The sequence below is a fragment of the Natronorubrum texcoconense genome (assembly GCF_900100335.1).
Taxonomy (GTDB): domain Archaea; phylum Halobacteriota; class Halobacteria; order Halobacteriales; family Natrialbaceae; genus Natronorubrum; species Natronorubrum texcoconense.
On sequence record NZ_FNFE01000006.1, the window covers coordinates 58,216 to 83,774 of the forward strand.

A 25,559-nucleotide genomic window follows, 5' to 3' on the forward strand; every position below is an offset into this window, starting at 1 on the left:
ACGAGACGAGCGACTCAGTTCTCGATAACGACCGGCGGGGGGAGCCTGATCGAGTCGACGGCGTGACCCGTTTCGACGAAATGATCGATCGCGCGTTTCGAGACCTCCTCGGGCGTACACCCATCCTCCGTACTCGCGTGCCAGTCACACTCGAGACAGTATTTGTGCATCTGTCGCTCTTACATACCAGTCGGCGATAGAGGGTTGAAAGCGTCGTGCAGGAAAGCGACGGTCCATGCACTCGCCTGCGAAAGAAAGTCACGGGTGGAAACGAGTCACAATCTGTGAGGAACGTTTGGGTGACGGACGGGGCGAGTAGGGCACTCACGGATAGTCCGGTTCTCGGCACGTACCGATCGCCGATACCCGGTTGAGACCCTCCCGCGACGACCACTGCCCGAACCCGTTCGATCGAGTTTCGACGGGGCTGGTGTCCGTATCCGGGGCCTTTAAGCGCCGAGGAGGCAATCTCACGGTATGAGCCAACAGCCCGAACAGCGATCGCCCGCGGAGGGCAAACCCGACGAGTTACCGAGCAAGGAGGTCACGGAGGGGACCGAACGGGCACCCCACCGGGCGATGTTCCGCGCGATGGGGTACGACGACGACGACCTCGCCTCGCCGATGATCGGCGTCGCGAACCCGGCCGCCGACATCACACCCTGTAACGTCCACTTAGACGACGTGGCCCAGTCCGCCTACGACGCCGTCGATGAAGCCGACGGGATGCCGATCGAGTTCGGGACGATCACCATCTCCGACGCCATCTCGATGGGAACCGAGGGGATGAAGGCCTCCCTGATCTCTCGAGAAGTGATCGCCGACTCCGTCGAACTGGTCGCCTTCGGCGAGCGCATGGACGGACTCGTCACCATCGGCGGCTGCGACAAGAACATGCCCGGGATGATGATGGCCGCCATCCGAACCGATCTGCCGAGCGTCTTCCTCTACGGCGGTTCGATCATGCCCGGCGAGCACGAAGGCCGCGAAATCACCGTTCAGAACGTTTTCGAGGGCGTCGGCTCCGTGGCCGACGGCGAGATGACCGAGGAGGAACTCGACGAGATGGAGCACAACGCCTGTCCCGGCGCCGGTTCCTGTGGTGGGATGTTCACCGCGAACACGATGGCGTCGATCTCCGAAACGATCGGCTTCGCGCCGCTCGGTTCCTCGTCGCCGCCGGCAGAAGACGAGCAGCGCTACGAGGTCGCCCGCGAGAGCGGCGAACTCGCCGTCGAAGCCGTCCACGAGCAGCGAAAGCCCTCCGACTTCCTCTCGCGAAAGTCCTTCGAGAACGCCATCGCGCTCCAGGTGGCTATCGGTGGCTCGACCAACGCCGTGCTCCACCTGCTGGCGATGGCCGCCGAGGCCGGCGTCGGCCTCGATATCGAGGACTTCAACGAGGTCAGCGCCCGCACGCCGAAGATCGCCAAACTCCAGCCCAGCGGCGCGCGGGTCATGAACGACCTCCACGAGGTCGGCGGCGTCCCGGTCGTCTTGCGGGAGCTGCTGGAAGCCGACCTGCTCCACGGCGACGCGCTGACGGTCACCGGCGAGACGATGGCCGAGGCGCTCGAGCGCGTCGATCCGCCACGGATCGAGGAGTTCGACACCGACTTCCTCTACACCGTCGACGACCCGATCAACGAGCGCGGAGCCATCCGCATCCTCACGGGCAACCTCGCGCCCGACGGTGCCGTCATCAAGATCACCGGCGAGGACCACCTCCGTCACGAGGGACCCGTCCGCATCTTCGAGCAGGAGGAGACGGCGATGGCGTACGTCCAGGAGGGCAACGTCGAGACTGGCGACGTTATCGGCATCCGCAACGAGGGTCCGCAGGGCGGCCCCGGCATGCGCGAGATGCTCGGCGTCACCTCGGCCGTCGCCGGGCAGGGCCACGCGGAGGACGTCGCGCTCTTTACCGACGGCCGGTTCTCCGGCGCCACTCGAGGCTTCTCCATCGGCCACGTCGCACCCGAGGCCGCCGCGGGCGGTCCGATCGCGGCGCTCGAGGACGGCGACACCATCACCATCGACATCGACGAACTCGAACTCTCCGTGGACCTCTCCGACGAGGAGATCGAGCGGCGACTCGAGGCCCGCGACCCGCCTGAGCCGAACTACACGAGCGGCGTGCTGGCGAAGTACGGCCAGACGTTCGATTCGGCAGCCAACGGTGCGGTGACGAACCCCGGCGCGAAGCAGGACTGAGTCAGCGTCGCTTTTCGAGTGAAACGATTTCCGTGCCGCTCCGCCCGCACTGGCTAGGACTGCTCGAGCCGCCCCACTGCGTCCCGTAGCGCCGCCTGCGTGTCGATGCTGTCGAACGTTCGGTCGGAGACGCACTCGAGGTCGGCTTCGGCCACCGTCGCGACGTCGAGTTCCTCGAGTGCGGCCATCACTCGGCCGTCCCCGGCCGCCAGTCGCTGCTCGCAGACGCGAGCCATCGTTTCGGCGCGGTAGACGGCCTGCATGGGTTGCAGCCAGCCGTCCGCGAGTCGGGCGACGGCGCCGTCGCGTCCGTAGGCGCGGTCGTGAAGAACCTCGAGCAGCGTCGGGTCGACGAACGGCATGTCACAGGCGACGACGGCAGCGTACTCACAGTCGAGCGCCTCGAGACCGACCTGCATCCCCGAAAGCGGGCCGCGGTCGGGGACCGGGTCCGTCGCATAGCAAAGGTCGACGCCGCTTCCCGAGAGCGCGTCTCGGATCGGGTCGAGCTGGTCCGATCGGCAGTTGACCACGCAGTCGTCGGTCACCGTCGCGAGCCGGTCGACGACGCGACGGATCATCGGCGTTCCGGCGAGGTCGGCGACGGCCTTGTCGGTCTCGCCGAAGCGCGTGGAGTAGCCGCCCGCGAGGACGACGCCGCCGAGTGAGCCGTTGCGCGTCACGTCCGGTCGGTACGGATCACGATCGTATAAAGTCACAGCGACGCTCCCGGGCGATTGGAAGTCTACGCGCGCCGTCGAGAAAACACCGCGATGGAACCAGACGGCCGTCAATCGTCGCGAGCGGTGGATCGAGTCCGCGACGGGTTACCGAAAGTGCGCTCGAGTCGGCGAGCGGCCGGGAATCGCGTACTCGAGATACCCCCTGAAATACGCGAGAAAGAGGGAGATATACCCCTCTTCTCGCTGGCGACGGGCCGAGGTTGCGACCGGGCAGGTCCGATCGTAGACGACAGTGCCCTCCTCGCACAATCGCAGGGAGAGGTCGGTGTCCTCGAGAAAGGGCAGCGACTCGTCGAAGCCGCCGACCGCCTCGAACGCCGAGCGACGGACGCTGCAGTTACAGCCGGGTTGCTGGACGAAGCCGACGGGCCAGCTGAGGCGGTACCACCAGTCCGAGAGGAGCCGAAACAGCAGTCGGTGTCGAATCGCGTCCGTGATCGGTCTGAGCGGCCCGCCGACGCCGACAACGGACGGCGTCGCGTAGTGTCGTCGGTGGCGTCGAACCCACGCCGGGGGAACGACCGTGTCGGCGTCGGTAAAGAGGAGCAGCTCGCCGGTGGCCGCCTCAACACCCTGGTTTCGAGCCGTTGCCGGCCCGTTTTCCCGCTCGTCGACGAGCACGCGATCGGTAACTGGATGCTCGCGAGCGGCGGCCAGCGTCGCAGAGCCGCTGGCGACCACAACGACCTCGAGTTCGCCGTCGAAGACCTGTCCCGCGAGCGAGTCGAGCGTTCGCTCGAGGCGCTCGGTTTCCTCGCGGGCGGGGACGACGACCGACGCGGAGTTCATCGATGGGAACTGTCGGCGCGGGCGAAATAATCGCTGCGGCTCCGCGGTTTCCGTCAGGCGGCAGGGCGATCCATCGGTCCGGCGGCTCGGCCATCTGTCGGTCAGTCGTGTTCGAGACGTTCACAGTCGTTGCCAGCGTCGAAATCCCCTTCCCGGGGGCCTCCCTACCGCAGCGTATGACGACCGCGACCGTCACCGCAGGCGCGCGACTCCACGTCGGCTTTCAGAACCTCTCGCTCGCGCGGCGACGACTCTACGGCGGCATCGGCGTCGGCCTCGAAGAGCCCCGTGTGACGGTCGCGGCCGAACCCGCCTCCGGCGTCGAGAGCGACGATCCGCTGGTCTCCGAGTACGCCGCTCGAGCCGTCGACGTCCTCGACGTGCCCGGTATCGCGGTCACGCTCGAGGAGCGGCTCCCGCGGCACGTCGGGCTCGGAAGCGGGACCCAACTCGCGCTGTCGGTGCTCGCTGCCACCGCGCGCGCACACGGTCTCGAACCGGAGGTGCGCGAACGGGCCCCCGCGATGGGACGCGGCGGTCGCAGCGGCGTCGGCGTCGGGACGTTCGAGGGCGGCGGCTTCGTCGTCGACGCCGGACACCCGACGAACCGGTTTACGACCGAGCCGCCGGCCGAGGGAGACTGGACGGTTCCGCCGGTCGTCGCCAGACACGAAATTCCCGACGAGTGGCGATTTCTCGTCGTCGTCCCCGAGGCCGAGCCCGGCCGCAGCGGCAACGACGAGGACGCGAGCATGCGCTCCGTCGTCGAGCGTGCCGATCCCGCCGTCGCCGACGAGATCGCCGGCGTCGTCACCCGGAAACTGCTTCCCGCCGCCGCCGAGGGCCGTCTCGAGCCCTTCGGCGAAGCCATCGCCGAAATCGGGCGCAAGAACGGCGCGTGGTACGCCGACGCCCAAGGCGGCGTCTTCCGGCCGCCCGCCGGGACGCTCGTCGAAACCCTCGAGGAGTGTCCGGTCTGTACGGGCGTCGGCCAGTCGTCGTGGGGGCCCGTCGTCTACGGCGTGACGGACCGCACACACGCCGACGAGGCCGAATCGGCGGCTCGAGACGCGCTGGCGGATAACGGACTCGAGGGACGAGTCGTCGTAACGGAAGCGGCCTCGAGCGGGGCTCGAGTCCGGATTGACGACGGTTGATACTCCCACAGCGGTGGCGTGCGCTGGGCTGTGGTGAGCGAAAGCGAGCCGGAGCCCGTAATTGTGCGAGTGAATCGGCTGGGGAGGGCGTGAAAATCATTGGCGCCAGTGTGAGCAGCGTGTTCACCGAATCGGTAGCTGCGACTCACGACTACCGTAGCTGCCACAACAGGTAAGCGGACTCGAGCAAATCAAATCCTATGAAACGGCTTCCGTTCGGCGTCTCGCGGCTCGATCGGATGATCGGCGGCGGTGCTCCCGCCGGCAGCGTCGTCTTGCTCGCGGGCGAAGCCGGAGCCGGCGCACGCGAGTTCTGTTACACGGCGACGGCGATGAACGGCCTCGCCGGAGCCGATCCCGACCAGTTCGAGCGCTACTACGGCGACCTCGAGGCCGAAGCTGTGTTGCCCGACGCCGTCCACTACGTCTCGTTCACCGACGAACGCGGCGCGATCGTCGACGAGATGCGGTACGTCCTGGACGACGACCTCGTCGACGCCGGGATGGCCGACGTCTCGGTCGTCGACCTCGGCGAGGCGTACTTTCAGGTGACGCCCGTCCCGACGGCGTGGTACGCCGATCGGACGAGCGACATCACCGATCTCGGCGATCGGACCGATCGACGCGACGTCCTCGAGACGTTCGGGGATTATCTGACCGAACACGCGGCGGACAACCTCGTCGTGATCGACTCCGTCTCCGACCTCGTCGCGGCCGCGGACGAGCAGTTCGGCTGGGCGGACCTGACCGTCCTCCTCAAGGGGCTCAAGCGCGCGGCCCACCGCTGGGGCGGCGTCATCTTACTGGTAGTCAACACGGACGTCCTCGAGCCCACCGAGTACGGCCGGCTGAAGGAAGCGACCGACGGCACGCTCTCCTTCGAGTGGGAGAGCGGCGGGTCCGAACGGGCCCGTACGCTCGTCGTCGAGCAGTTTCGCGGGGTCCTCTCGCGACTCGAGGACGAGGACATCGTCCGCTTCGAAACCGAGATCCGCGACAACGGGTTCGACATCAGTAACGTCCGAAAGATCCGGTAGGCCGACCGCCAGCGACAGGGCGTCGACTCCGTTTCGCGGCGTATCGATCTCGAGAACCCGTCCGAGACGCCCGCTCCGCCGCGTATCGAGCGGTGAGTCCGAACCAACCCTTATGCCCGTCTCGACCCAGTATCAGATATCATGTCGAGCGAGAACGACAGCCGCGTCTCATTCGGGGTCCCCGGCGAGGTGAACGACTGGCTCGCTCGAGCGGCCGACCGGCGCGGACAGACGCCCGACGACGTCTGCCGTCAGCTGGTGGCCGTGTCCCACGCCATCGCATCCGACGACGAGTTCAGTCAAACCGATCTCGAGGACGTCACGGATCTTCACTCCGAACTCGAGACCCAACGCGAGGAGTTCCGTGAACTCCTCGAGGACGTCCGTAGTCGCGTCGTCCAGGTCAAACACGAGACCGACGCGAAAGCGCCGGCCGACCACGCCCACGCCAACTACGCGACCGACGACGATCTCGCGACCATTCGCTCGGCGCTCGAGGAACTCGAGTCGACCGTCGACGACGGCTTCGCGAACTTCGAAACCGTCCTCGAGCAGCTGTTCGCGGAGACCGAGACGCTCGAGGAGCACGCGACGCTGCTGGCGACCGCCGTCGTCGACCTCCGGGAGCAACGCGACGCCGCCGCACAGCGCGCACGACGGCGAGCGGAAGCCGACCGACTCAAGCGTGCGGCGAACCAGCTGGGAATTCGAACGGCCGTCTGTGACGCCTGCGACGAGCGAGTCGACCTCGCGCTCCTGACCGAAGCCGCGTGCCCGCACTGTACACGCGGGATCACGGACGTCGTCGAGAACACCTCGTTTTTCGGCTCGCACGCGCTCGAGACGGGCGATCCGCCGGCGCTCGAGGGGCAGATCGAACCGCCGACCACCTCGTCGTCGGCCGTCTTCGAAGCCGTCGAAGCGGACGTTGCGACGGACGATGGCGAGCGCGACGGCTCGAGTCAGAACGGCGTCGCCGACGCGAAACCGGAGGGGACGATTCGATGAGCGACCGCGGCGAATCCGGAGAGCGAACCACCGATACCACCGAAACTGACGCCGAATCGGACACGCTCGAGCGAACCGGCCCACTTAGTGACCTTGCGACGGCGGCCGACGAGCGACAATCGGCGGCGCGCGGCCGAGAGCGAGACGGCGATGCGGAGTCTCCGTCGACGTCCGATCCCGACTTCGACGACCTGTTCGATCGCGAGGACGTCACCGAGATCGACGCCGATCGGCTCTGGACCGAACTCGAGAGCGATCCCGACGAACCCACCACCCGCTCCGACGACCGGGAGATCCGCGACCTCGATAGCGGAAGTTATTGCCACCAGTGCGAACACTTCTCGGCGCCGCCGGCCGTCGCGTGCACTCGCGAAGGGACCGATATCCTCGAGATGACCGCCTTCGAAACGTTCCGGGTCGCCGACTGTCCCGTGGTGCTCGAGGACGAGCGACTCGAGCGCGGCTATTGACGGCAGCGGTCAGTATCCTTTTGCGCCTCGGCCCGTTACGGGCGGCTATGCAGTTCTGCGACGACTGCGGTTCGATGATGAAAGCCGACGGCGACCACATGGTCTGTACGAACGACGACTGTGGCGCCTCGAGCGAACGCGACCTCGAGAGCGAGTTCGTCTCGACGGAGTCCCAGACGGACGACGAGGTGATCGAGTCGGACGAGAACGCCAACTTCGAGGGGAAGCCGAAGGCGACGGACGTGATCTGTGACGACTGCGGCAATCAGGAGGCGTGGTACACCCTCAAGCAGACGGCCTCTGCCGACGAGCCGCCGACGCGATTCTTCAAGTGCACCGAGTGCGGGAAGCGCTGGCGCGGCTACAACTGAATACGGTCGTCCGCGCGGCGTTTCGTCGCCATCGGCAGACGGTGCACGCCGGTCAGTTTGTGGGAACTCGTCATCGGATGACTCTATGCTACAGTTTCGCATAGCAGAGCGCGGGTGAGCAATTCCATGGACGACGAAACACCACCGGATGCGGACGAGGTAGCGACCATTCACCGAACCGTCTCGGAAGACGGTACCGAGATAGCCGGACGCGTGCACGGGCGGGGACCGCCCGTGGTCCTCGTCCCGGGCGCAATGGGCGACGGCGAGTTCGTCTGGGACCCGCTGTTACCGTTTCTCACCGATCAGTTCACGTGCTACGCCATGAGCGTGCGAAGCAGGGGGTTGAGCGACCACAGCGCCGACGTCTCGACCGAGCGTCGGATACAGGACGTAACGGCGTTCGTCGAGAGCATCGGTGAGCCCGTGGGCCTGCTCGGGTGGTCTCAGGGCGGCCGGATGGCGCTCGGTGCAGCGGCGCGCACCGACGCGGTCTCCGCGCTCGTCACCTACGAGCCGCCCGTGTTGGAGGTGCTGAGCGAAGACGAGTTCGGACGCCTCACGGAGCGGGTTACGCACATGGGCGAGTTGATCGCCGAGGACCGTCCGGTCGATGCGGCCCGAACGTTCCTCGAGTGGGTCGCGACCGAAGACGAGATGGCCGCCGCAGAGCGGGTGGACTTCATGGAGGGCTGTGCGCCGAACGTTCCGGTTTTCCTGCAGGAGGTACAGGAGCTGGGGGAGGGCGAAGGGACCACCCCGACCGATCCGTCGACGCTCGCCGAGATTACGGTTCCGTCCCTACTCCTGTGCGGAACTCGATCGATTCCGGATCCCTGGTTTACCGACGGCGTGAACCACGTCGCCGAGCACGTGGCCGACCCGCAGGTGCACGAGGTCGACGGCACCGGTCACATGGGTCCCATCCACGACCCCGAAGCCGTCGCCGACGAAGTCGTGCGATTCTTGGCCGCGACGACGGAACCGGCTCGGTCGTAACGGACTCGAGACGCGGAACCAACTCGACACGACGGGGTGGGGCGGCCGAGTGCGGACCTCGCCCCGAGAGTATCGATTCGATTACCCGCTCCGCTTCGGTCGGTCAGGACGAACTCCGTTACGTCCCCCGTCAGAGCTCGTTTTTCACGTAGATGCCGAGCACCGCACCGACGATGCTCAACCCGACGGTGTAGAGCGCGCCGAACACCAGGACGATGACGAAGAACACGCCCAACCCTGGTGCCGAACCCCCCGCACCGAGAAAGAAAATCGAGGCGAGAAAGCCGAAGAAGACGAACGGAACGAGCATGACGAGTCCGGCGAGCGCGCCGACCCGCAGCCCGTCGGCCGGCTGGCCGCCCTCGAGGTAGCCGGCGACGCCGCCGCCGAGCAGCGTCGAACCCGGGACGAACGAGAGCACGATGCCGGCGGCGCCGCCGATTAGCGCGTTGAGCGGGGTACCGAACCCGGACGCGAGTTCGGTCTCGTCCGAATCGGTACCGTAGGTGTCGACGGGCGGCGGCGTGTCGGCGGCGTCGGAGTCCATGGCACGAACTCTCGACCAACCAGTAAAATAGTTGTCTTTATCGAGACGAGAACGGGTTCGTCACGCGCGCTCTCGGCGAGAGGGATGGACCGGTGCCCGCGAACGTAACGTGTGCTGCTGAAACGACTGCACGCGTGACGGCCACTCCCGTCGGTACCGAAGTGAGACGGAGCCGGCGGTATGTCTCGCGCTGTTAGTAACCCGCTCCGGTGAAGTTCACGATTTATGGAGTGTGTCTGACATAATTTGTTATACTTGAGCCTCGGCTGTCAGGGTATGGTGGGCGACCCAGACGACTGTGCGGACGTACGCGAGTTCGATCCCGAAACCACCACCCCGACTCGAGCCGTCGTGGAAGTTATCGCCGATCTCGAGGACGTCGATACGCTCGAGTTGCCGCCGTTGTACTCGACGATGAACGACCTCCTCGACGGGGTCGCCTCGAATCCACCGGCCCCGCAGGCGGACGTTGAGATCACGTTTACGTACCAGGGCTATCGCATCACGGTCTACCAGTCGGGGCTGGTGGAGGTCGAGTAACGGGGGCCGCTCCGCGTTTCGGATCCGAGGCCTCGAGGCGGGACCGCGGCATCGGCTTGTTCGTGACCGGGACATCCGAATCGTTCGAGTAGCGATCCGCCGCGTCGGTCGCGCCGCCGTCGGACACAACGTTCACAACGATTCGCGCGAATCGACGGGTAGACGAATGACCGACGGGCCGCGACTACCGGGCATCGAAACGGACGACGACGAGGAGGACCGAATCGTCTGTCACGTCGATGCCGACTGCTTCTACGCCTCCTGCGAGCGACTTCGCGAGCCCGAACTGCGGGGCGAACCCGTCGTCGTCGGCATGGGGTATGAACCCGGTGACACCATCGGCGCCGTCGCCACCGCGAGCTACGAGGCCCGCGAGTTCGGCGTCGAGAGCGCCCAAGCGATCTCGAGCGCGCTCGAGCGACTCCCTCGACGCGCAGCCCTCGATCCCGACGCCGAGGATTACGACCCCGACCTCGAACCCGAGGAAATCGGCCACTACCGGCCCGTCGACATGGACTACTACGAGTCGATCGCCGGGGAAGTACGAGAGATCCTGCACGACTGTTCCGACACCGTCCGAGAGGTGAGCATCGACGAAGCCTACCTCGACGTCACCGACCGAACCGCCTGGGAGGTCGCGGACGGTTTCGCCCGCCATATCACGGACCGCATCCGCCGGGAGGTCGGCGTCACCGTCAGCGTCGGCGTGGCACCCACGATGAGCGCGGCCAAAATCGCCAGCGACTTCGACAAGCCCGACGGCCTGACCGTCGTTCGACCCGGCGAGGTGCGAGAGTTCCTCGCCCCGCTCGAGGTCGACCTGCTCCACGGCGTCGGCCCCGTGACTGCGCGGGCGCTTCGGGAGATGGGGCTCGAGACCGCGGGCGACGTCGCCGCGACCGACCCGGAGCCGCTGGTCGAACGCTTCGGCGAGCGCGGTCGAGAATTGTATGATCGCGCACGCGGGGACGACGACCGCCGGGTCGAACCGAAAGGTGAGCCGAAGAGTTTCTCCCGGGAGTCCGCGTTCGCAGAGCCGGTCGAAACGTCGGAGCCGAAGTACGACCAGATCGAGACGCTCGCCGCGGCCGTCGCCGACCGTGCCCAGCGAGAGGGCGCGCTCTACCGAACCGTCGGCGTCAAGGCCGTCACCCCGCCGTACGACGTCAACACGCGCGAGCGGTCCCTGCCGGGACCGATCGACGATCCGGAGCTCGTCGACCGTATCGCCCGCGACCTGTTCACCGAGTTCGAGAGCGAGGCCGTCCGCAAGGTCGGCGTTCGCGTCGCCAACCTCGAGTTCGCCGCGGCCGACCAGGCCAGCCTCGACGGCTGGGAGGGGCGGGCGAACGGGAAACGGGCTGACGGTGACGCCACGGCAGAGACGGACGCCGCAGACGACGAACTGGCAGCCGGCAGCGACGCCGGAGTCGACAACGAGACGGGTTCGATCGGCGATGAGACGAATTCGAGCGACGAAGCGAGCGATTCGACGGCCGACGAAACGGCGTCAGCGACGGAGGACCGTGATACGACGGCCCACGCTGAGGGGCAGGCTTCGCTCGGCGACTTCTCGTGAGGTCGTTCGGCCTCCCGTATCGAACCCGTCAACGGCCACAATAGTAAACTCACTCGAGCGACGAGTCGAAGCTACTGTACAGAACGGCGTAATTATATCCCTCCACTCACAACTCATAGCAGACACGCTTACTTTCACATGACTGAGGATTTCTACGACCTTCTCGAGATCCCGTCCGACGCCTCCCAGGACGAGATCAAAGACGCCTATCGCGAGCAGGTCCGCGTCTACCATCCCGACCACAACGACGACGAGCGAGCCCGTGCCCAGTTTACGGCGGTCAAGAAGGCCTACGACATCCTCGGCGACTCCGTCGAGCGACAGGCCTACGACCGCCTCGGCCACGAGGACTACGTCGCGAAGCGAACCAGCGGACTCCCCTCGCCGGACGTCTGGAAGAGCACCGACGACAGCTCGAGCAGTTCGACGGACGAGGAGTCGGGGAAGACGTTCACCTACTCCGACGACGCGAGCGCCTCGAGCAACGCCGGGTCCTCGAAATCGACGTCGAAGACGAAGGCGACGGCGTCGTCCGCCGCCGGCGGAACGGCGTCGGGGTCAGCGGCGGGAACGTCCTCATCGACTTCGTCGACGTCGGCGTCCTCGAGTACAGCGGCGACGGGAACCGCGACCGGCGGGGCAACCGGAACGGGGGCCGGTACCAGCAGTTCGGGCGGGACGAACCGGAGTGCCAGTTCGACCGACGGCGGAACGAGTCACGCGACCGCGGGTGGCCGAACGGGGAGCCGCTCCGGGACCGAATCGGCTCGGTTCGGCGACAACGCCGCCGTCCGTTGGTGGCGTCGCCAAAACTTCTCGCTGCCGCTGATCTGGACTTCCCTGTTCGTCTACCTCGCGGGCGTCGCCGACTTCGCGCTCGCGAACGACTCCGCGCTCGAGGGACTTTCGGCCGAACTGAGCGCCGTCGGCGCCGATCCCGGTGCGCTCTGGGACGTCCTCTCGAGCGGTCGTCACGGCGTCGAGTCGTCCGTCGGCTATCTCGCGGCGTTCGAACTCGTCGCGCCGCCGCTCGAGGGACCGCTCTGGGAGGTTGCGTTAGCCGGCGTCGTTGCCCTGACGCTGGTCGCCCTGCTCGGCGCTCGAGCGGCCCGAGACGCCGAGACGTGGGGACCGATTTCGATCGACGAGACGATCGTGCTCGCGCTCGCGGTGGCCGCGTCGACCGTCCTCGTCGGCGGGCCGCTGCTGGCCGGAGCAGTCCTCATGCCGGTGCTGTTTACCGTCATCGTCCGCCACACCCGTCGCGGGCCGGGCTGGAAGCCGTCGTATCTCTACGTCCTGCCCGTGCTGGCTCCGCTCGCGGGGCTCGCAATCGGGGCCGCCGGCGAGGCGACGCTCGCGATCGATCTCCTCGCGTTCGTGCTCTTGCCGATCGTCGGCGGGCTCGGACTGCCGCTACGGGCGACGATCCGGAAACGCTTCGGCTGGTAAATTACCCGACCGTCGTCGCGACGCCTTTCGTCTGCCGGTAATCGCGTCCGAGGATCTCCTCGAGTCGCGCCACGATCGCTTCCCGGTCAGTATCCTCCCACGCCGTCGGCTCCCTGATCGGCACGACCAGGAAGCCGCGGCCGCGGATCTCGCGGGCGTGGAGTCGGGGCATGTCGAGGTCGAGACGGTCTCGCTGGGTCGTGTACTCCCGGAGGACGTGGTCGGTCGCGCGCTCGCCTACCGGTAGGAGGATGTGCGCGTTGATCGCCCGGAGTTCGGCGTCGAAGTAGCGCTCGAGGTCGGCGTAGTCCTCCTCGCTCGGCGTCTCGCCGGCGGGGAGACAGCACATGTGGATGTAGCTGCAAAACAGGTTCTCGAGGTCGGGACGCTCCTCGGGTCCGCTGGCGAAGCCGACCTCGCGAGCGACGTTCTGAATCGCGTCGCCGGACGCGGTGCCGGTGAACGGCACGCCGGTCGACGTTCCGCCGTGGACGCCGGGATGGTCGCCGATCAGGTAGAAGTCGGCGTTAGCGTCGCCGTAGCCGAAGACGGCGGTCCGCTCGTCAGGATCCGTGCGGTCGAACGGCGGTCGCAGTCCGAACGGGTTGCTCGTCCGCTCTGTAACGTTCTTCACGGGACTGGAAAGGCCGTCGAGGAGCATAATCACCTCGATCACCGAATTGCTCGCCGGAGTCGGAACTGCAGCGGAGCGGGCGACCGAGACGCGCGCGCTACTGATCCGGCTCGGGCTCGGTGTCGAACCCGTACTCGAGGCCGGTCGACGACCCGTCCCCGCCTTCCGACTGCTCTGCGAGGACCGTCGAATCGATCAACGTCGCGAGTCCGCGCCGGAGTCGCTGTGAGACGGCCGAGTCCGAGACCTCGAGCTGTTCGCCCAGTTCGACGAGCGTCGTCTGGCGCGGAACGTCGAAGTAACCCGCACGGTAGGCGGCGGCGATCAACTCCCGCTGGGCCGTCGTCAGCCCGAACTGACGTGTGGAGCCGGGACTGACCGTCTCGTGGAGTTGGACGAGTTCCATCGAGATCCCCTGCTCGACGCAGTTCGTGTAGAACGCGGAGAGATCCTCGTAGGACGGAAACCGAAGTCGAAACGTCCACTGCGTGTCGGTTCCGACGGCGCTCGTGACGATCGCGTCGCGCTCGCGAATCGACTCGAGAACGCCGTTGACGCGCCCGTTCCACGTCACCTTGACGAGGACGTGGTCGTCGGTCTCGTCGACGATCCCGGCGGTCGCAACGGCCGGTTCGTCCTCAATCGAGTCGACGATTGCGTCCCCGGCGGACGCGGGCGCCCAGAAGTACGGGACGACCGATTCGCTCGTGGGTACCGTCGTCTCCACGGTCAGCGTCACGTCCTCGTCGATATCTGCGAGTGCGCCGAGTGGGAACTCCGCCGCCGGAACGGCGACTGTCGCGATGATGCTCATTCCACCCGTGCCCTCTCGAGCGATGGGTCGCGGGGACCGTGGCAATTCAGACGCAAACGTCGGTTCGACTGCGGCGAACGAATCGTTGGTAATTGCCGACTGTCACAGGACATGGAGGAGTCGTTCGGTGAAACATCCACAGGTGCTTACAAGAATTGGCCGGTTGGATATCGAAGTAGTTTAAATACGGGTCCGTATCTCGGGTCGGGACCTGACGCCGATTCCGTCGGGCGGGAGCGGATTCGAGAGTTGTCAGGGCCCGTCGTTCGGCGACGAGGTTCCGACTCAGTCCGAGGACGGGAACCGCTCAGACGTCATCGACCGTCGGCATCCTCGCTCGTAGCCGTCGAATCCGCTCGCAACAGCGTCACCGAGACGCGCCCGACGGCGTCGAAGTCCTTCAGATGGTAGACGAGCGAGCGGATGCGTTCGGCCGAGCCGTGACAGAAGACGGCCTCGAGACACCACTCGCCGTGGTGGACGTGACAGGTCGTATCGATCTCGGACTGGAAATCGTGTTGAATCTCGTGGAGGTCCTCGATGATCGCTTCGTGGACGTAGTCGAAGACGACCGTTGCGGCGACCGTTCCGCGGGCCTGTTCTAGCTGGTGGTGGGACTCGACGTACTCCTGGATCGCCTCACGAAGCGCACGCGAGCGGGAGTCCAGACCTTCCGCCTGCCAGGTCCGGTCGAACTCGGCCAGCATCTCCTCGGGAACGTTGAGGCTGGTTCGCATACCCGGTCGTACGCGCGGCGGCGAAAAAGGTTCAGCGGTCGCCGATGTCCAACTGGACCGGACGATCACGGTGTGTTTATTGGCCAGAAGCGACTCCCGTTGAACAATGTATCAGCTCGGCCACTACGGGGCCGCGTTGCTCGTCTACGCACCCCTCGGGACCGTCGTCGGTCTCGCGGGGTACGAGACGGCCGCGATCGTCGGCGCGCTCGCCTGCGTTGCCCTCTCGACGCTGCCCGACTGCGACCACCGGATTCCGGGGATCGAACACCGCGGTCCGACCCACTCGGTGGGGTTCGCGCTGTTCGTCGGGGTCGGACTCGCCGCCGTTACCGCAGTGCTCGTCGGCGCCCCCTCGCCGCTCGCCGAGGTCGGCTTCGTCGCCTTCGCGTTCGTCGTCGGCAGCCTCTCGATCGTCTCACACCTCCTCGCCGACGCGCTCACGCCGATGGGGATCCGCCCGTTCTGGCCCGTCTCGAAGCGACACTACACCCTCTCCGTGACGAAAGCGGCGAACCCGATCGCGAACTACGTCCTGTTGGGGATCGGTGCCGGCGTGGGTGTCGTCGCGACGATCATCGTCGCCACGCTCGGCTGAGCGGGAGGCTGGTTTTCCGTACCGGTCCGAACACGAGTCGGCGAGAGACTACTGCGTGTGGCCGTCGCGAGCCTCGGCTGCCGCAGTCCGGCTCAGATAGATGCCGAGGACGAACGCGGCGAACAGCACCGCAACGCCGGTGAGATAGAGGGAGTCGAACGCCGGGTTGACGGCCTCGCGGGCGAGGAAGGCGACGACGAACGCGAGGACCGTCGTGGCGCCCAGCACCGCGGTCAGTCGTCCGCTCCGCAACCGGCGGCGGCCGACCATGAGGGCGACGATAACGGTCGCCAGCAGCGCGAGCGTGACGGCGTACTGTGCCATCTGCAGCGACGGGCCGTAGGACGTGATGTCGCCGAGAGCGAACGGGCTGAGGGCGACGTGGAACGGAAGCGACAGGGCGCCGAGCGCGAGCGCACTGGTGACGTGGTTCGCCGTCAGTCGCGGCGCCCAGACGAGCACCGTCGCCACGACGAAGAGGACGAAGATGAGAACGGCGGTCCAGAAGTGCAACTGGAGGATGTCCATCGTGTACTGCGTGACGGTTTCGCGGCCGAGGACGACCTGAATCGGCGTCAAGATTGCGCCCATAACCACGAGCACGGCGACGCGGCGGTCGACGTCGGGGAGTCGCCAGGCCGCGGCCGCGGTTCCGATGATCGCAATCCCGGCGAACATGGCGACGAACCGGTGGAACCACTCGTAGAAACTCGGCAGGTTCGCCGGGAACGCGTTGTACGGCCCGGCGTCACAGAGCGGCCAGTTTTGCTCACAGGCCAGCCCCGAGCCGGTCGCCTTCGCGGCGACGCCGAGCAGGATCGTCGCGGCGACCAGCACGAGCGTCGTCGCGAGTAGCTGGGGAAAGCCGAACCGTTCGATCAGCGGGCGAACTACCGGACGGGACGTGTGGCTATCGGTCGACACGGGCGTTCAGACGGGGGTTAGGACCAGCTATACTTAGGTTGCCCGAGTCGTTCTTAGTTCGCTGGAATCGGCCGTCTAGACCGATCACGTCGGCGATTTCCTCAGCTTCGTTTCGAACACTCGCCGGGACCGACGGCTTCGCGTTCGTCGCATTCAAACGTCGCCCGCACCAGCACCCGGTATGAACAAGCGAGCGCGACTCGAGCGCTACCTCGACTCGGCGGATCTCGACTCGGTCTGGTTCGCCCGACCGAACGCCTTCGCCTGGCTGACGGGCGGGAACAACGTCGTCGACCGCGAGACGGACGCCGGCGTCGCCGCCGTCGGCTACGACGGATCGGACGTCCGAATCGTGACGAACAACATCGAAGCGGACCGGATTCGGGCGGAGGAGATTCCTGATCTCGAGGCCGAAGACGTCTCCGTCGAGCAGTTCCCCTGGCACGCCTCCTCGCTCGGCGAGGCCATCGCGGCCCGCACGGACGACGAGCGTGCGGCCGCCGACATCGACGTACCCGGTCTCGAGCGCGTCGATCCGACCGCGCTTCGTCAGCCGCTGACGGAGCGCGATATCGAGCGGTACCGAGAGCTGAGCGGGCAGACGGCGTCGGCCGTCGAATCGGTCTGTCGGGAGCTCCGCGCCGACGACAGCGAACACGAGGTCGCGTCGGCGCTACGGGTCGCCCTCTCGGCGCGCGACATCGAAGCGCCCGTCGTCCTCGTCGGCGGAAGCGAGCGCGTCCAGCAGTACCGCCACTACACGCCCACCGAGGCCGAGTTGGGCGACTACGCGCTGGTCTCGGTGACGACACAACGCGCCGGCCTCCACGCGAGCTGTACCCGCACCGTCGCCTTCGACCCGCCGTCGTGGCTCGAGGACCGACACGCCATCGCGACCCGCGTCGAAACGACAGCACTTGCGGCGACTCAGGAAGCAGCAGTCGAGGGCGGAACGGCCGGGGACGTCTTCGAAGCGATCCAGCACGCGTACGACACGCTCGACTACGACGGCGAGTGGGAGCACCACCACCAGGGCGGTGCGGCGGGATTCGCGGGCCGAGAGTGGATCGCGACGCCCGACCACGAGGCGTCGGTCACGGCACCGATGGCCTACGCGTGGAACCCGACCGTACAGGGCGCAAAGAGCGAGGGAACCGTCCTCGTCACCGAGGACGAAATCGAGCCGCTGACGTCGACGGAGCGCTGGCCGACGACGACCGCACGGGCCGTCGACGACGAGCTGGAACTCGAACGGCCGGCGGTGCTGGGGCTCGAGGACTGAGCGGCTGATCGGTGCTCAAAACGGGGGTGGAGGCTGGGAGACGACAGAGAGCACATTGGGGTGACGCGAAGCGACCGCGTCTCGACTGCGGTGTTGCCGTCCGGCTAGTCGTCCGCACTCGACTCGTCGTCGTCCTCGAGGAGTTCGACGTCCGCCTCCTCCGCCGCCGACGGTTCGTCGTCGTCCTCTTTGTCCCGGGTATCGCCCAGCGAGCCGACTTCGGGCGACTCGGTGTCGTCGACGGTGATCGTTACCGGTTCGGCGTCACGCTCGAGATCCGAGTCCGACGCCTCGTGCCGATCGAGGACGCGATCGAGGGTGAAGATGGTGTTCAGTTCCTGCTGGACCTGATCGACGACGCCGCCGACGAGTTCGCTCGGCTGGATCGCCGTGTACTCGTAGGGGTTGTTCCCCGCCCCCTCGCTCGCGCGTTTTTCCCGCGTCACGCGGTCTTCGTCGTGGAGTTCAGCCAGCGCTTCCCGGACCGTGCTCGGGTAGAGACCGGTCCCCTGTGCGACCTCCTCGGAGGTGCTGCCGGGGGTCGCCAGCAGGTGGACGTAGATTTTCGCTCGCGTCTCCGTGTCGAGGATCCACGAAAGCAGGTCGACTATTCGCTGGTCGACCTCCTCGACGGCCGCCGTTCGAACGCCGTCGCCGTCGCTCTCGTCGTTCACGAAGACGTCCACGTCGGTCAGGTCGTACGCCTCGCCAGTCTCGTCTCGATGCTGTTCGTCGCTCCCGTCGTCTACCCGGTGCTCGTCAGTGTCGTCTGAAGCCATCTGTTGTCTCGTCGAAGACAACGCTTCGCACGGAAGTAAACCTTTGCGGGGGATCGAACCCGCGTTACTCGGTACCGAGTAGAATCGACTCGCAGAGGGCGTCAGCTCCCGACTCCTCGCGTATTCGTCGCTGTCGCTGGGCGCCGCTCTCGCGGTCGTACACGCGCCCGATACCGTCGATTCCCAGCCGTTCGCACTCACGGTCGACGAGTTCGCCGAGGTCGACCGTCCCCTCGAGGTCGCGGCTGATAAGCGAGGCTTCGTGGCCGTGACGGATCGCCCGCCACTTGTTCTCGTCTAACAGTTCGCGACGGTGCTCGCGGGCGTAGCCCGACGCGCCGTCCTCGTAGGCGGCCGCGAGATCCTCGACGAGCGCGCGGGCGTACTCGACGAACGCGAGGACGACGTCGGGATCGGCCTGGCCGTCCGGCGTGCGCAGTTCGACCGTCCCGTGGGCCGTGTGCGGGCGAACGTCGTACCAGAGTTCGCCCCGATCCTCGATCGAGTCGGTCTCGAGCATCCGGCGTTCGAACCGGTCGAACGCCTCGTAGTCCTCGAAGTAGGTCGGCATCCCGGTGTTCGGCAGTGCCTCGAATATCTTCGCGCGCGCAGACTGTAGCCCCGTGTCGAAGCCGTTCCAGTACGGCGAGTTCGCGGAGAGCGCGAGCATGATCGGCACGTACCAGCGCAGTTCGTTGGCGATCCAGACCGCCTTGTCCGCGTCGTCGACGCCGACGTGGACGTGGACGCCCGCGGTCGTGTTCCGGTGTTGTGGGTACTGAATGCGGTCGAGTTGGGAGCGATATCGGGGCTTCTCGGCGTGCTCGAGCTCGCGCCACTTCGCCAACGGGTGCAACCCCGCAGCGGCGATCTGGTAGCCGTGGTCGGCGGCGTGGTCGACTAGCGCCCGCCGGATCTCGAGCAGCGACTCGCGGGCGTCGCTCGGCTCCTCGATCAGCGGCGTCTGCGTCTCGATGACGAACTTGAACAGCTCGTGGTCGAGTCGGCCCTCGAGGATCTCGGGCGGATCGTGTTCGTAGACGAGTTCGTCGGTGCCGCTGGTGGGACGGCCAGTCTCGTCGACGACGAAGCACTCCTCTTCGATCCCCAGCGTGCCCATGCGCGTAAACGAATCCCGGGACCCGCGTTCCATCGTCTCCCGTTTTCGCCCGCGGTGGTAAATACCGTTTGGACTCGGCAGCGTGGGTTCCCTGGGAGTGCGGGCCGTGATAACGGAGGGCTGACTCGAGCCGGGGGTCGCCCCGGTCGTCGGTCCCCCTTCGGTCGCCGCTCGATCGCGCCTCGGTCGTCGGCCGCCCCCGCTCGACCATCGGTCAGTCCCGGCTCAGTCGTCGGCCGGTCGCGGCTCGGCCGCCGCCGTCGGGACGGGTTCGCCGAGCATCGCCGCCAGATCGGTCTCGGGTTCGTCGATCGGCTGGAGGCCGAACTCGTCGTTCAGCAATTCGACGATCTCGGGCGTGAGGAAGTCGGGGACCGTCGGACCGAGCCGGATGTCTTCGACGCCGAGACTGAGCAGCCCCAACAGGACGGCGATCGCCTTCTGTTCGAACCACGAGAGGACGACCGAAAGCGGAAGATCGTTGACCTCGCAGTCGAAGGCCTCGGCGAGTTCGGCCGCGATCTTCACCGTCGAGATCGAGTTGTTACACTGGCCGAGGTCGATGTATCTCGGGATGTCGGTTCCGGGGACCGTCCCCATCTCGAGATCGTTGAATCGGAACTTGCCGCAGGAGGTGGTGAGGACGACGCAGTCCTCCGGAATTTGTCGGACGAGTTCGCGGTAGTAGTCCCGGCCGGGCGTCGGGCCGTCACAGCCCGCGACGACGAAGAACTGGCGGAGGTGTCCGGACTCGACGGCGTCGACGATCTCGTCTACCTGGTCGAGCACCGGTTCGTGGTGGTAGCCCGTCGTGACGGTGCCGTCTTGCTCCCAATCCGCCTCGGGGAGCGACTTCGCTTTCTCGATCACCGGGCCGAAGTCGTAGCCGTCGATCGACTCGACGCCCTCGAGACCCGCCAGCCCGGTCGTGAAAAAGCGATCGCGGTACTCCTCGCGCGGCGGCTGGACGCAGTTCGTGGTTCCGACGATCGCACCGGGGAAATCCGCAAAGAGGATCCGCTGGTCGTGCCACGCGCCGCCGAGGTTACCTTTCAGGCTGTCGTACGCGGCGAGTTCGGGGTAGCCGTGGGCGGGGAGCATTTCGGAGTGCGTGTAGACGCTGATCTCCTCGTCGTCGGCCTCGAGTTGCTCGAGCAGTTGTTTCAGGCCGTAGAGGTCGTGTCCGGTGACGAGAATCGACTTCCCCTCGACGTCGTTCTGGGCCACCTCCGTCGGTTCCGGAACGCCGAGTTCCTGCGTGTGGGCCTCGTCGAGGAGTTCCATCACGTCGACGGCGGCGTCGCCGGCGCGCATCGCGAGGTCGACGTGATCGTCCATATCGAAGTTGACGTTCGTCAGCGTCGAGTACAGCGCCTCGTGGACGAAGCCGTCGACGCCGTCGTCGCGATAGCCCATGTCTCGAGCGTGGGTCGCGTACGCCGAAATTCCCTTCAGCCCGTAGATGACGAGCTCCTGCAGTCCGTTGAGATCCGGCTCCTTGCCACAGATGCCGACCGTCGTACAACCGCCCTCCGGGGTCTGCTCGCATTGGTTGCAGTTCATACTACGGTGGCTCGCTCGCGGAACGATTAAGGGCCACAGCGATTCCCACCGCCTCGCAATACGCGGGAAGACGTTCGGACGGCAGTATTTATACGCGGTGTCGTGCTACCTGCCTGCATGGCTCGAGATCGGCGCGAACACCGCAATCCAGTCCGTCAGACGCGGCCGGCCACCAGCGCCACGCGCCGGACCTGGTACGGCCTCGGCAAACTCTCGCGTGCCGAAAAGAGCGGGTTCGGCCGGTTTCTGCACGACTGCAGCCACATTTTCGGCGACATCTCGATTCTGGCCCTCCCGACGCTGTTCGCGATCGTGGCCGCACCCGGGCCGGGGATCTACGACGCGACCGCCGCCGGACTGCTCGCGTGGATGGCGATGGTCTTCGTCGGGACGCTGATCCGCGGCGGCTGGATCAGGCCGCCGGCAACCGAGACGCTCGGCTGGGTGGCGCTCTCGCCGTTGCTGGTGGTCCTGCGGTTCGTTTACTACAACCTCGCGCTCACCGTCGCCGTCTTCGGCAGCGTGTGGCTCGCCGGCGCCGTCGGCGTTCCACCGCTCTCACTCGTCGCAGCGCTGGTCGTCGCGATCGTCTCGATGCTGGCGTTTCCGCGCGTCGCGGAGTCGGTCTACGCGACGGTCCGAGAGCGGTAAGAAGCCGCTGTCGGCGACGGTTAGGACGCGATGGTCTCAGCTTCGGGATCGACGTCGGCCTCGTCCTCCCGAAGCTTGAACTTCTGGATCTTCCCGCTCGGGTTCTTCGGCAGGTCGTCGACGAAGTAGTACGCCCGCGGTCGCTTAAAGTCCGCGAGGTGGTCGCTCTCGAGGGCGAAGGCGTCCAACTCCTCGGCCGAAACGTCGTCGGCGACGGTTAGGACGCGATGGTCTCAGCTTCGGGATCGACGTCGGCCTCGTCCTCCCGAAGCTTGAACTTCTGGATCTTCCCGCTCGGGTTCTTCGGCAGGTCGTCGACGAAGTAGTACGCCCGCGGTCGCTTAAAGTCCGCGAGGTGGTCGCTCTCGAGGGCGAAGGCGTCCAACTCCTCGGCCGAAACGTCGTCGGCGACGACGTACGCGACGACCAGTTGGCCCCACTCGTCGTCGGGTTCGCCGAGGACGGCGGCCTCCTCGACCGCCTCGTGGGAGAAGAGGACGTCCTCGACTTCGGCCGGGTAGATGTTCTCGCCGCCGGAGACGATCATGTCGTCCTTCCGGTCGACGACGTAGAGGTAGCCGTCGTCGTCGAACCGGCCCAGATCGCCGGTGTAGTACCACGTCGTCCCGTCGTGTTCGCGCAACGATCGCTCGGTCGCTTCGGGCCGGTTCCAGTACTCGCGCATCGTACACGGGCTGGCGATCAGGATCTCACCGATCTCGCCGTCGGCGACCGTCTGGTCGGGGTCTCCGTCGGGTTCGATCACGCGCAGTTCGTGGTTGAGCGCGGCGACTCCGGCGGAGCCCTGCTTCGAGAGCTGGTCCTCCGGCGGCTGGAAGACGCCGGCGGGCCCGATCTCGGTCATCCCGTACGCCTGGAGGTAGTCCTCACAGAGGTGTTCCCGGCAGTTCTCGAGCACCTGCTCGGGCATCGGTGCCGCGCCGTAGAGTCCGAGTCGGAGCGAGGAGACGTCGACGTCCGATTCGGCCGCGGTCAGCGACAGCGCGTTCCACGCCGTCGGCGCACAGAACAGGAGGCTCACGTCGTGTTCGTCGATCGCCTCGAGGGCCGCCTGCGGCTCGAACTCGTGGTGGATGACGCTCGTCGCGCCGCGATGGACCCGCGGGAACAGGTTGCAGTGGAGTTCAGCGCAGTGGTACAACGGCATGATCGACAGTCCGACGTCGTCGCGAGTCATCCGCCCCTCGGCGATACAGATGAGGTTGTGCTCGACCATGCTTCGGTGCTCGTGGACCACGCCTTTCGGACGGCCCGTCGTCCCCGAGGTGTAGATGAAGGCGTAGACGTCGTCCTCCGCGACGCGAACGGTGGGACGGTCGGCCGAACCCGACTCGAGTAGCTCGTAGAAATCCGTCGCGTACTCGGGCACGTCGTCGTCGATGTAGACGTACTCCGCGACGGTCTCGAGGGCCGGCCGCGCGCCCTCCACCGACTCCCTGGTCGCCGATTCGAACAGGAGGAGTTCGGCCGACGCGTCGTTGACGATGTACTCGATCTCGCCCGCCGGAAGTCGGAAGTTCAGCGGGGTGAAGACGGCCCCGATCTTCGCGCAGGCGTAGACCGTCAGCGCCATCTCCGAGCCGTTGTACAGCACCGTCGCGACGCGGTCACCCTTTTCGATTCCCGCGTCGAGAAGCGCGTTCGCCAGCCGATTCACCCGTTCGTCGAACTCGGCGTAGCTCCACTGCTGGTCCTTTCGCGGATAGACGATTGCGTCCCGGTCGGGATAGCGGTCGACCGTCTGTTCGAGCGTGTCACCGATCGTGGGATGCTCCGACATGTCGTGCTACTATCCCACAAACGTCCTTATATTTGTTAGCGACGGCTGGGTGACCGACCATCCAGTCGTTTTCGGCCGTCTACTTCGGCCGCGCGACGATTCCGAGGTGATCCGCGTGGTACTCCTCGAGTCGCCGCGACTCGAGCACCTCGTACCCCGACTCGAGTTCGTCTCGAACGTCCTCGAAGACGTCGTTGGGGTCGCGGGTGACGTTCTCGCTCCGAGACTTGACCGCCAGCAGGAGTCGGCCGTCGTCGGCGAGAAACGGCGCGTTCTCGAGGGCGACGCGGGCCTGCCCCCTCGTCGCGACGTCCTGAACGATCACGTCGACGTCCGATTCGACGACGTGGGCGTAGCTCTCGGGCTTCCGGGCGTCTTTGAGCAGGGGAAACAGCCGCGGTCTCGACTCGGCGGCCTCGAGCAGATCCCTGGCCGGCCGCGCGGCGAACTCGACGGCGTAGGTCGGCCCGGCGAAGTCCGCGACGTGGCTCACGGTCGTCCCGCTGGCCGCACCGAGGTAGAGCACTGTTTCGCCCCCCACGAGGCCGGTCTCCATCCCCAGTTCGAGCATCGCACCGAGCTTCGAGCGGTTCGGGTTCCAGGCGCGCCACGCTCCATCGGTTGGCTCGCCGTAGACGGGTTCGCCGCGGGTCCCGAGCCGTTCGGTGCCGTCGAACTGGCGGCGTTCGACGCCGTCGGGGAGCTCACTCATCGGACTCGCCCCCGTCGCTCCCGTCGGCATCGGTACCGCTCCCGTCCTCGCTCCGGGCCTGAATCGTCTCGATCCGTTCTGCGAGTTCGGCCTCGAGTTCGGGTTTCACGTCGCCGGAGTAGTGATCGACGCGGGCGGCGATGGCGAGTTTGCCGGCGACCGCACGCGCGGCGGAGCCGCGCTCGTCGGGGTGGGTCCCGCGAATCGCGTCGTGGGTGTAGATGATACCGTGTTTGGGCGACGGCGCGTGTCCGCGAAGGTGGGCGAACAGGGCGTCCTCGGCGCCGAGGATCTGCACCGTGCCGCTGGGTTTCTTCGCGAGGGCCTCGAGCCCGCCGGCCAGCGAGATCAGCCGCGCCCCCAGGACGGGACCGGCGAGCGCCGAAAGATTCGGCGCGACGGTCGGTGCCTGCTGTTCGACGTACTCTCGCAGGTCGTCGGCCTCGTCGGCGAGCGCCGCGACGCGCTCGGCGAGCGAGACGAGTGGCTCCTGCCCGGGTTCCGGGTCACGCTCTCGAGTCGCGAGTTCGCGGGCGTAGTCGATTCCCGTTCCGGCGTCCTGATCGACGGTGCCGGCCCACTCGGCGAGCCGTTCGGCGAGTTCGTTCGCCGTTCGGGTGCAGTCGTCCATCGCGCGGATGGCGTGGACCAGCTGGCGGTCGTCGGCCGCCTCCCGTTCGGTTACTTCCGCGCGGGTCGCCGCCGTCGTCGCCGCGTGAAGCTGGTCGTAGTACTCGTCCGCCGTATCGGCGTAGCCGATTTCGACGGCGAGTTGTGGCCAGTCGTTGGACTGTTCGGCAGTTCCCTCGAGAATCGCGCTACTGGCACCCTCGATATCCCCCGGGTCCAGATCCGAAAACCAGCCCGCGGTTGCGGTGTCGGCTTCGTCAGTCATTATCGCTCGATAGACACCGTGGTTGTAAATGCGTTCCCGAAACGACGAGCGACCGATCGCCGTCTCCGAGCAGCGGCGTGTCAGTCAGTACGGACCGATGCCCCGGATAGTACCGAGTCTTCGCGAGTGGGTACGACGCCGTC

The 25,559-nt window shown here is 66.6% G+C and carries 28 protein-coding genes; 13 read left to right on the plus strand and 15 right to left on the minus strand.

Annotation, left to right across the window (positions count from 1 at the left end; translation table 11 throughout):
• Positions 1-14 precede the first annotated feature (14 nt).
• Positions 15-170, minus strand: coding sequence for a hypothetical protein (locus BLT08_RS23125; protein ID WP_175529358.1), 156 nt, complete (start codon positions 168-170; stop codon positions 15-17).
• A 307-nt stretch (positions 171-477) separates the two neighbouring features.
• On the opposite strand from BLT08_RS23125, the gene ilvD reads away from it, so the two are divergent.
• Positions 478-2,214 (plus strand): dihydroxy-acid dehydratase, encoded by a 1,737-nt coding sequence (gene ilvD / locus BLT08_RS16835; RefSeq protein WP_090310264.1) that lies wholly within the window; start codon positions 478-480, stop codon positions 2,212-2,214.
• Positions 2,215-2,267: 53 nt separating this feature from the next.
• On the opposite strand, the gene mobA is transcribed toward ilvD, so the two are convergent.
• The gene (gene mobA / locus BLT08_RS16840; RefSeq protein WP_175529359.1) at positions 2,268-2,897 is read right to left on the minus strand and encodes a molybdenum cofactor guanylyltransferase; all 630 of its coding nucleotides are present in this window, start codon (positions 2,895-2,897) and stop codon (positions 2,268-2,270) included.
• Between the two features lie 144 nt (positions 2,898-3,041).
• Positions 3,042-3,746 (minus strand): glycosyltransferase family 2 protein, encoded by a 705-nt coding sequence (locus tag BLT08_RS16845; RefSeq protein ID WP_090310268.1) that lies wholly within the window; start codon positions 3,744-3,746, stop codon positions 3,042-3,044.
• A gap of 176 nt (positions 3,747-3,922) precedes the next feature.
• On the opposite strand from BLT08_RS16845, the gene BLT08_RS16850 reads away from it, so the two are divergent.
• From BLT08_RS16850 to BLT08_RS16875, 6 genes are all read left to right on the plus strand, one after another.
• On the plus strand, positions 3,923-4,903 hold the full coding sequence (locus BLT08_RS16850) for a beta-ribofuranosylaminobenzene 5'-phosphate synthase family protein (protein WP_090310270.1): 981 nt from the start codon (positions 3,923-3,925) through the stop codon (positions 4,901-4,903).
• A gap of 200 nt (positions 4,904-5,103) precedes the next feature.
• The gene (locus BLT08_RS16855; protein ID WP_090310272.1) at positions 5,104-5,940 is read left to right on the plus strand and encodes an RAD55 family ATPase; all 837 of its coding nucleotides are present in this window, start codon (positions 5,104-5,106) and stop codon (positions 5,938-5,940) included.
• A 141-nt stretch (positions 5,941-6,081) separates the two neighbouring features.
• Entirely contained in the window at positions 6,082-6,948 is an 867-nt protein-coding gene (locus BLT08_RS16860; RefSeq protein ID WP_090310274.1) for a hypothetical protein, read from the plus strand.
• Complete coding sequence (locus tag BLT08_RS16865; RefSeq protein ID WP_090310277.1) at positions 6,945-7,418, plus strand: DUF8135 domain-containing protein; 474 nt, start codon at positions 6,945-6,947, stop codon at positions 7,416-7,418. Before BLT08_RS16860 ends, BLT08_RS16865 begins: the two co-directional genes overlap by 4 nt.
• A 47-nt stretch (positions 7,419-7,465) precedes the next feature.
• On the plus strand, positions 7,466-7,789 hold the full coding sequence (locus BLT08_RS16870) for a transcription factor S (protein ID WP_090310279.1): 324 nt from the start codon (positions 7,466-7,468) through the stop codon (positions 7,787-7,789).
• A 126-nt stretch (positions 7,790-7,915) separates the two neighbouring features.
• Positions 7,916-8,788 (plus strand): alpha/beta fold hydrolase, encoded by an 873-nt coding sequence (locus tag BLT08_RS16875; RefSeq protein WP_090310281.1) that lies wholly within the window; start codon positions 7,916-7,918, stop codon positions 8,786-8,788.
• 130 nt (positions 8,789-8,918) lie between these two features.
• Here BLT08_RS16875 and BLT08_RS16880 read toward each other — a convergent pair whose 3' ends face one another.
• Positions 8,919-9,335 (minus strand): DUF5518 domain-containing protein, encoded by a 417-nt coding sequence (locus BLT08_RS16880; protein WP_090310283.1) that lies wholly within the window; start codon positions 9,333-9,335, stop codon positions 8,919-8,921.
• A gap of 276 nt (positions 9,336-9,611) precedes the next feature.
• Here BLT08_RS16880 and BLT08_RS16885 point away from each other — a divergent pair, with 276 nt between their 5' ends.
• From BLT08_RS16885 to BLT08_RS16895, 3 genes are all read left to right on the plus strand, one after another.
• Entirely contained in the window at positions 9,612-9,875 is a 264-nt protein-coding gene (locus tag BLT08_RS16885) for a HalOD1 output domain-containing protein (protein WP_090310285.1), read from the plus strand.
• Between the two features lie 166 nt (positions 9,876-10,041).
• Positions 10,042-11,454: a DNA polymerase Y family protein gene (locus tag BLT08_RS16890; RefSeq protein ID WP_090310287.1), complete on the plus strand. Its 1,413-nt coding sequence runs from the start codon at positions 10,042-10,044 to the stop codon at positions 11,452-11,454.
• A gap of 138 nt (positions 11,455-11,592) precedes the next feature.
• Complete coding sequence (locus BLT08_RS16895) at positions 11,593-12,906, plus strand: DnaJ domain-containing protein (protein WP_090310289.1); 1,314 nt, start codon at positions 11,593-11,595, stop codon at positions 12,904-12,906.
• 1 nt (position 12,907) lies between these two features.
• On the opposite strand, the gene BLT08_RS16900 is transcribed toward BLT08_RS16895, so the two are convergent.
• The 3 genes from BLT08_RS16900 to BLT08_RS16910 all read right to left on the minus strand — a co-directional run bounded on the left by BLT08_RS16900 (position 12,908) and on the right by BLT08_RS16910 (position 15,091).
• The gene (locus BLT08_RS16900) at positions 12,908-13,540 is read right to left on the minus strand and encodes a uracil-DNA glycosylase family protein (protein ID WP_090310767.1); all 633 of its coding nucleotides are present in this window, start codon (positions 13,538-13,540) and stop codon (positions 12,908-12,910) included.
• Between the two features lie 97 nt (positions 13,541-13,637).
• The gene (locus BLT08_RS16905; protein WP_090310292.1) at positions 13,638-14,354 is read right to left on the minus strand and encodes a helix-turn-helix domain-containing protein; all 717 of its coding nucleotides are present in this window, start codon (positions 14,352-14,354) and stop codon (positions 13,638-13,640) included.
• A gap of 314 nt (positions 14,355-14,668) precedes the next feature.
• A complete protein-coding gene (locus BLT08_RS16910; RefSeq protein WP_090310294.1) occupies positions 14,669-15,091 on the minus strand; it encodes a CopG family ribbon-helix-helix protein in 423 nt (140 codons plus the stop codon).
• A gap of 106 nt (positions 15,092-15,197) precedes the next feature.
• Here BLT08_RS16910 and BLT08_RS16915 point away from each other — a divergent pair, with 106 nt between their 5' ends.
• Entirely contained in the window at positions 15,198-15,689 is a 492-nt protein-coding gene (locus tag BLT08_RS16915) for a metal-dependent hydrolase (RefSeq protein ID WP_090310296.1), read from the plus strand.
• Positions 15,690-15,737: 48 nt separating this feature from the next.
• On the opposite strand, the gene BLT08_RS16920 is transcribed toward BLT08_RS16915, so the two are convergent.
• On the minus strand, positions 15,738-16,613 hold the full coding sequence (locus BLT08_RS16920) for a COX15/CtaA family protein (protein ID WP_090310298.1): 876 nt from the start codon (positions 16,611-16,613) through the stop codon (positions 15,738-15,740).
• A 181-nt stretch (positions 16,614-16,794) separates the two neighbouring features.
• On the opposite strand from BLT08_RS16920, the gene BLT08_RS16925 reads away from it, so the two are divergent.
• The gene (locus BLT08_RS16925; protein WP_090310300.1) at positions 16,795-17,895 is read left to right on the plus strand and encodes a M24 family metallopeptidase; all 1,101 of its coding nucleotides are present in this window, start codon (positions 16,795-16,797) and stop codon (positions 17,893-17,895) included.
• A 104-nt stretch (positions 17,896-17,999) separates the two neighbouring features.
• Here the strand turns inward: BLT08_RS16925 and BLT08_RS16930 are convergent, their stop codons facing one another.
• From BLT08_RS16930 to hcp, 3 genes are all read right to left on the minus strand, one after another.
• Positions 18,000-18,674: a helix-turn-helix domain-containing protein gene (locus BLT08_RS16930; RefSeq protein WP_090310302.1), complete on the minus strand. Its 675-nt coding sequence runs from the start codon at positions 18,672-18,674 to the stop codon at positions 18,000-18,002.
• A gap of 64 nt (positions 18,675-18,738) precedes the next feature.
• Entirely contained in the window at positions 18,739-19,827 is a 1,089-nt protein-coding gene (locus BLT08_RS16935) for a glutamate--cysteine ligase (RefSeq protein ID WP_090310304.1), read from the minus strand.
• A gap of 192 nt (positions 19,828-20,019) precedes the next feature.
• Positions 20,020-21,357: a hydroxylamine reductase gene (gene hcp / locus BLT08_RS16940; protein WP_090310307.1), complete on the minus strand. Its 1,338-nt coding sequence runs from the start codon at positions 21,355-21,357 to the stop codon at positions 20,020-20,022.
• A 117-nt stretch (positions 21,358-21,474) separates the two neighbouring features.
• Between hcp and BLT08_RS16945 the strand changes: the two genes are divergently transcribed.
• Positions 21,475-22,008 carry a DUF8215 family protein gene (locus BLT08_RS16945; protein ID WP_090310309.1) on the plus strand — a complete coding sequence of 178 codons (534 nt, stop codon included), beginning with the start codon at positions 21,475-21,477 and terminating at the stop codon, positions 22,006-22,008.
• A gap of 20 nt (positions 22,009-22,028) precedes the next feature.
• Here the strand turns inward: BLT08_RS16945 and BLT08_RS22630 are convergent, their stop codons facing one another.
• From BLT08_RS22630 to BLT08_RS16960, 4 genes are all read right to left on the minus strand, one after another.
• Positions 22,029-22,196 (minus strand): hypothetical protein, encoded by a 168-nt coding sequence (locus tag BLT08_RS22630; RefSeq protein ID WP_394328201.1) that lies wholly within the window; start codon positions 22,194-22,196, stop codon positions 22,029-22,031.
• Positions 22,197-22,225: 29 nt separating this feature from the next.
• On the minus strand, positions 22,226-23,809 hold the full coding sequence (locus BLT08_RS16950) for a long-chain-fatty-acid--CoA ligase (RefSeq protein WP_090310311.1): 1,584 nt from the start codon (positions 23,807-23,809) through the stop codon (positions 22,226-22,228).
• Between the two features lie 79 nt (positions 23,810-23,888).
• The gene (locus BLT08_RS16955) at positions 23,889-24,521 is read right to left on the minus strand and encodes a fibrillarin-like rRNA/tRNA 2'-O-methyltransferase (RefSeq protein ID WP_175529360.1); all 633 of its coding nucleotides are present in this window, start codon (positions 24,519-24,521) and stop codon (positions 23,889-23,891) included.
• On the minus strand, positions 24,514-25,416 hold the full coding sequence (locus BLT08_RS16960) for an NOP5/NOP56 family protein (RefSeq protein ID WP_090310314.1): 903 nt from the start codon (positions 25,414-25,416) through the stop codon (positions 24,514-24,516). The genes BLT08_RS16955 and BLT08_RS16960 overlap by 8 nt, the downstream gene beginning before the upstream one ends.
• Between the last annotated feature and the right edge of the window lie 143 nt (positions 25,417-25,559).

Coding starts and splice junctions, on each gene's coding strand:
- BLT08_RS23125 (WP_175529358.1), bottom strand. CDS start 170: ATGCACAAATACTGTCTCGAGTGTGACTGGCACGCGAGTACGGAGGAT.
- ilvD (WP_090310264.1), top strand. CDS start 478: ATGAGCCAACAGCCCGAACAGCGATCGCCCGCGGAGGGCAAACCCGAC.
- BLT08_RS16845 (WP_090310268.1), bottom strand. CDS start 3,746: ATGAACTCCGCGTCGGTCGTCGTCCCCGCCCGCGAGGAAACCGAGCGC.
- BLT08_RS16850 (WP_090310270.1), top strand. CDS start 3,923: ATGACGACCGCGACCGTCACCGCAGGCGCGCGACTCCACGTCGGCTTT.
- BLT08_RS16855 (WP_090310272.1), top strand. CDS start 5,104: ATGAAACGGCTTCCGTTCGGCGTCTCGCGGCTCGATCGGATGATCGGC.
- BLT08_RS16860 (WP_090310274.1), top strand. CDS start 6,082: ATGTCGAGCGAGAACGACAGCCGCGTCTCATTCGGGGTCCCCGGCGAG.
- BLT08_RS16865 (WP_090310277.1), top strand. CDS start 6,945: ATGAGCGACCGCGGCGAATCCGGAGAGCGAACCACCGATACCACCGAA.
- BLT08_RS16870 (WP_090310279.1), top strand. CDS start 7,466: ATGCAGTTCTGCGACGACTGCGGTTCGATGATGAAAGCCGACGGCGAC.
- BLT08_RS16875 (WP_090310281.1), top strand. CDS start 7,916: ATGGACGACGAAACACCACCGGATGCGGACGAGGTAGCGACCATTCAC.
- BLT08_RS16880 (WP_090310283.1), bottom strand. CDS start 9,335: ATGGACTCCGACGCCGCCGACACGCCGCCGCCCGTCGACACCTACGGT.
- BLT08_RS16885 (WP_090310285.1), top strand. CDS start 9,612: ATGGTGGGCGACCCAGACGACTGTGCGGACGTACGCGAGTTCGATCCC.
- BLT08_RS16890 (WP_090310287.1), top strand. CDS start 10,042: ATGACCGACGGGCCGCGACTACCGGGCATCGAAACGGACGACGACGAG.
- BLT08_RS16895 (WP_090310289.1), top strand. CDS start 11,593: ATGACTGAGGATTTCTACGACCTTCTCGAGATCCCGTCCGACGCCTCC.
- BLT08_RS16905 (WP_090310292.1), bottom strand. CDS start 14,354: ATGAGCATCATCGCGACAGTCGCCGTTCCGGCGGCGGAGTTCCCACTC.
- BLT08_RS16910 (WP_090310294.1), bottom strand. CDS start 15,091: ATGCGAACCAGCCTCAACGTTCCCGAGGAGATGCTGGCCGAGTTCGAC.
- BLT08_RS16915 (WP_090310296.1), top strand. CDS start 15,198: ATGTATCAGCTCGGCCACTACGGGGCCGCGTTGCTCGTCTACGCACCC.
- BLT08_RS16925 (WP_090310300.1), top strand. CDS start 16,795: ATGAACAAGCGAGCGCGACTCGAGCGCTACCTCGACTCGGCGGATCTC.
- BLT08_RS16930 (WP_090310302.1), bottom strand. CDS start 18,674: ATGGCTTCAGACGACACTGACGAGCACCGGGTAGACGACGGGAGCGAC.
- BLT08_RS16935 (WP_090310304.1), bottom strand. CDS start 19,827: ATGGAACGCGGGTCCCGGGATTCGTTTACGCGCATGGGCACGCTGGGG.
- hcp (WP_090310307.1), bottom strand. CDS start 21,357: ATGAACTGCAACCAATGCGAGCAGACCCCGGAGGGCGGTTGTACGACG.
- BLT08_RS16945 (WP_090310309.1), top strand. CDS start 21,475: ATGGCTCGAGATCGGCGCGAACACCGCAATCCAGTCCGTCAGACGCGG.
- BLT08_RS16950 (WP_090310311.1), bottom strand. CDS start 23,809: ATGTCGGAGCATCCCACGATCGGTGACACGCTCGAACAGACGGTCGAC.
- BLT08_RS16955 (WP_175529360.1), bottom strand. CDS start 24,521: ATGAGTGAGCTCCCCGACGGCGTCGAACGCCGCCAGTTCGACGGCACC.
- BLT08_RS16960 (WP_090310314.1), bottom strand. CDS start 25,416: ATGACTGACGAAGCCGACACCGCAACCGCGGGCTGGTTTTCGGATCTG.